This is a genomic window from Actinoplanes sp. NPDC051859 (assembly GCF_044452725.1).
GTDB lineage: Bacteria > Actinomycetota > Actinomycetes > Mycobacteriales > Micromonosporaceae > Actinoplanes.
In genome coordinates, this window is record NZ_JBITBX010000037.1 from 1 (window position 1) to 3,634 (window position 3,634).

The following is a 3,634-nucleotide window of genomic DNA, read 5'->3' on the forward strand; positions in this document are numbered from 1 at the left end:
ACCCCCCGGATCATCCGTACGACAGGGGCAGTAAGTCATACCGGACCAGGCGACCGAGCAGTCCCCGGCTGGGGACCTGAAAAAGGTAACGGGGGGATGACCCACGCAGGGATCAAGCCTGACCGCCCGGAGTGGGTTATCCCCTCCCCGAAACGACCCCGAACCCACCCCGAACGGCGTTACTCCGCGGAAGAACCAGGCACCGGGATATCGGCAAAGGCTGCCACAGTACGGTCCGCGTACGCGTTCATGTCGCCAGACTCCATCAGCCCGTCCCATTCCCGCGGCAACGGCACCGACACCGACGGCGCAACCCGGCGCACGATCTCGTCCAGCACCTTCTCCGCATCACCCACCCACAGATGCTTGGCGTTGGGCACCCCCACCACCTCAGCCTGCGGAATCGCCGCGAACCGCTCCACCGCCGCTTCCGGGCGCAGGTAGTCGTCGAACTCCGGAACCAGGGCGGTCACCGGCTTCCCCGACGACGCCCAGGCGGCCAGATGCTCGGGCGCGGAGAACCGCAGCGGCGGCGACAGCAGAATCGCGCCGGCCACCGTCGGGTCGAGGCCGTGCATGAGCGTGAGGTCGGTGCCGAACGACCAGCCGACGAGCCACACGTTCGGCAGGTCGGCGAACTCCGCGTACTCGATGGCGGCCGCCACGTCGTACTTCTCGTCCACGCCCGCGGAGAAGGTGCCTTCGCTGGTGCCGCGGACGCTGGACGTGCCCCGCGTGTTGAAGCGCAGCACGGCGATGTCAGCCAGGGCGGGCAGGCGCCAGGCCGCCTTGCGGAAGACGTGGCTGTCCATCATGCCGCCGTGGGTGGGCAGCGGGTGCAAGCACACCAGGGTGGCGACCGGGGCCCGGTCCAACGGCCGGGCCAGCTCGCCGACCAGGGTCAGCCCATCAGCGGTGTGCAGTTCGATGTCCTCCCGGTGGGCGGGAAGGACGGAGTTGGCGCGGATCTGGTTGGTCACGTCTCGATCTTTCCCCAGGAACGGCAGGTCAGCCGTAGCGGGGTGCATTGCGCGAGCGCTCGACCCCCGGGCCGCGCCGGTCGCGGGCCCGCCAGCAACCGGTATGCCAGTGGCGGCGGTCGGAGGCGTCGCCGCGGTCGTCGGCCGGCCAGGCGACCACGTGGGCCACGCCGGGGCGGATGTCCTGCATGCAGCCCGGGCACCGGTACGTCTTGGTGGCCGCGCCGCCGAAGATCGACCGCACCAGCCACTCGCCGTCCTGGTATTGCTGGACGCCTTCCACGCCACGACGCACCTGAGCGTCCGGCATTGCGGACGTCTCGGCACGGCGGGGGCGATTCCGGCGAGGACTCATGATTATCCAGCGTACGTGTGAGGCGCAGAGCACTGAATGCGACATAGACTCGCGTTCATGACGGCTACCCGTACGCCCGGTGTCCCTGTGGTCGAGGAGGGCTTCCTCATCTCGACCAGTCCTGCGACCGGGGCGGAGGCCGGGCGGGTGCCCGTGGCCGACGCCGCCGCGGTCTCCGCCGCGGTGGAGCGTGCCCGCGAAGCCCAGGTGTGGTGGGCGGGGCTCGGCTTCGACGGGCGCAAGACGCGGCTGCTGCGGTGGCGGGCGCTGCTCGCCGAACGGCTGGAGGAGCTGGCCGCGCTCACCCACTCCGAGACCGGCAAGCCGGTCGCCGACGCGATCGTCGAGGCCAGCGCCGCGATCGAGCACACCGACTGGGCGGCCCGTCACGCCCGCCGCGTGCTGGGACCGCGCCGGACCCGGTCGCGGCTGCTGCTCGCCGAGCACGCCGGCCACCTGGAATACCAGCCGTACGGCGTGATCGGCGTGATCGGCCCGTGGAACTATCCGATCCTCACCCCCCTGGGTCCGATCTCGGGCGCGCTCGCCGCGGGCAACGCCGTGGTGCTCAAGCCCAGCGAGTACACCCCGGTGGTCGGCCAGTGGCTGGTCGACACCTTCAACGAGGTCGTCCCCGAGCACCCGGTCCTGCAGACCGTGCACGGCCTGGGCGATGTCGGTGCCGCGCTGTGCCGCTCCGGCGTCGGCAAGATCGCTTTCACCGGCTCGACGGCGACCGGCAAGAAGGTCATGGCCGCCTGCGCGGAGACGCTGACCCCGGTGATCATCGAGGCGGGCGGCAAGGACGCGCTCATCGTCGACGCCGACGCGGACGTGAACGCGGCGGCCGAGGCAGCGGTCTGGGGCGCGATGACCAACGCCGGGCAGACCTGCATCGGCATCGAGCGGGTGTACGCCGTCGCCCCCGTCTACGACGCGTTCGTCGAGGCAGTGGTGGTCAAGGCGGGCAAGCTCAAGGTCGGCGAGGACGTCGGCCCGATGACGATGCCCGGCCAGATCGACGTGGTCCGCCGGCACATCGACGACGCCCTGAAGAGCGGCGGCCGGGCCGTGCTGGGCGGAGCGGACGCGGTGCAGCCGCCGTACGTTTCCCCCACCGTGCTGGTCGACGTGCCCGAGGACTCCGCGGCCATCCGCGAGGAAACCTTCGGACCGACCCTGACGATCACCAAGGTCGCCGACGCGGACGAGGCGGTCCGCAAGGCCAACGCGCTCTCGTACGGTCTGGGCGGAGCGGTCTTCGGCAAGGCCAACGCCATCCGGATCGCCCGGCGGCTGCGCAGCGGCATGGTGTCGGTGAACTCGACCCTGAGCTTCGTCGGCATGGCCAACCTGCCGTTCGGCGGCGTCGGCGACTCGGGCATCGGCCGCATCCACGGCGAGGACGGCCTGCGCGAGTTCGGTGTCGCCAAGGCCATCACCGTCCGCCGGGGCCCCTCGGTGCTGCCCGCGATGACCTTCGAGCGCACCCCGGCCCAGGTCCAGCGGATCGTCAAGGCCCTCAAGCTGCTGTACGGCCGCCGCCCCTGACCTGCTCTGCTAGCGTCGGCCGGTGGATCAACTAGCGATCGAGGTCCGCGGCCTGTCGGTGAGCTACGGCTCGACCCCGGTGTTGGTGGACACGGCGCTGACCGTCAAGGCCGGCGCCGGGGTCTGCATCACGGGTGAGAACGGCATCGGCAAGTCCACGCTGCTGCGCTGCATCGTGAGCCTGCAACGCCCCGACGCGGGCGAGATCACGGTGTTCGGCGGCCCGCCGGGGTCCACACCCGAGTTCTGGCGGGCGGTGGCAACCACGGTGGAGCCGCCCAGCTGGTACCCGGGCCTGACCGCCCGCGAGCACGCCGAGTTGGTGTGCCGCGCGCACGGCCTCGACCCGGACCGGGCCGGCCTGGACGAGACGCTGGACCGGCTCGGCATCGCCTCGCACGCCGACGCGGTGCCGCCGTCGCTGTCCTCGGGGCAGAAGCAGCGGCTCACCTTGGCGCTGGCCCTGCTGCGCCCGAGCAAGCTGCTGGTCCTGGACGAGCCGGAACAGCGCCTCGACCCCGAGGGCCGCGCGACGGTGGCGGCTCTGCTCGCCGACTACCGCAAGAACGGCGGGACGCTGCTGTTGGCAAGCCATGACGACGGGTTCGCGGCAGCGGCCGGCACCACGGTCACCGGCATGGCAGACCTGGTCGCGGCATGACACCCCCTGTGTCAACCTCACGCCGCTTGAGCGAGCGGCGGGGAGGTGGTGAACCGCGAGGCTCCGCCGTGTTTGGCGGGGTCGTAG

Annotated in this window: 4 protein-coding genes; 2 read left to right on the forward strand and 2 right to left on the reverse strand. The window is 71.4% G+C overall.

The features are described from left to right. Positions 1-179: 179 nt before the first annotated feature. Together ACIA1L_RS33385 and ACIA1L_RS33390 are read right to left on the reverse strand one after the other, a co-directional pair. Positions 180-1,028: an alpha/beta hydrolase gene (locus ACIA1L_RS33385; protein WP_396077070.1), complete on the reverse strand. Its 849-nt coding sequence runs from the start codon at positions 1,026-1,028 to the stop codon at positions 180-182. Beyond that, a complete protein-coding gene (locus ACIA1L_RS33390) occupies positions 1,009-1,335 on the reverse strand; it encodes a hypothetical protein (protein WP_396077071.1) in 327 nt (108 codons plus the stop codon). The genes ACIA1L_RS33385 and ACIA1L_RS33390 overlap by 20 nt, the downstream gene beginning before the upstream one ends. A gap of 57 nt (positions 1,336-1,392) precedes the next feature. On the opposite strand from ACIA1L_RS33390, the gene ACIA1L_RS33395 reads away from it, so the two are divergent. Beyond that, positions 1,393-2,886, forward strand: coding sequence for an aldehyde dehydrogenase family protein (locus ACIA1L_RS33395; protein ID WP_396077072.1), 1,494 nt, complete (start codon positions 1,393-1,395; stop codon positions 2,884-2,886). A 22-nt stretch (positions 2,887-2,908) separates the two neighbouring features. Next, complete coding sequence (locus ACIA1L_RS33400; protein ID WP_396077073.1) at positions 2,909-3,547, forward strand: ATP-binding cassette domain-containing protein; 639 nt, start codon at positions 2,909-2,911, stop codon at positions 3,545-3,547. Positions 3,548-3,634: the final 87 nt, after the last annotated feature.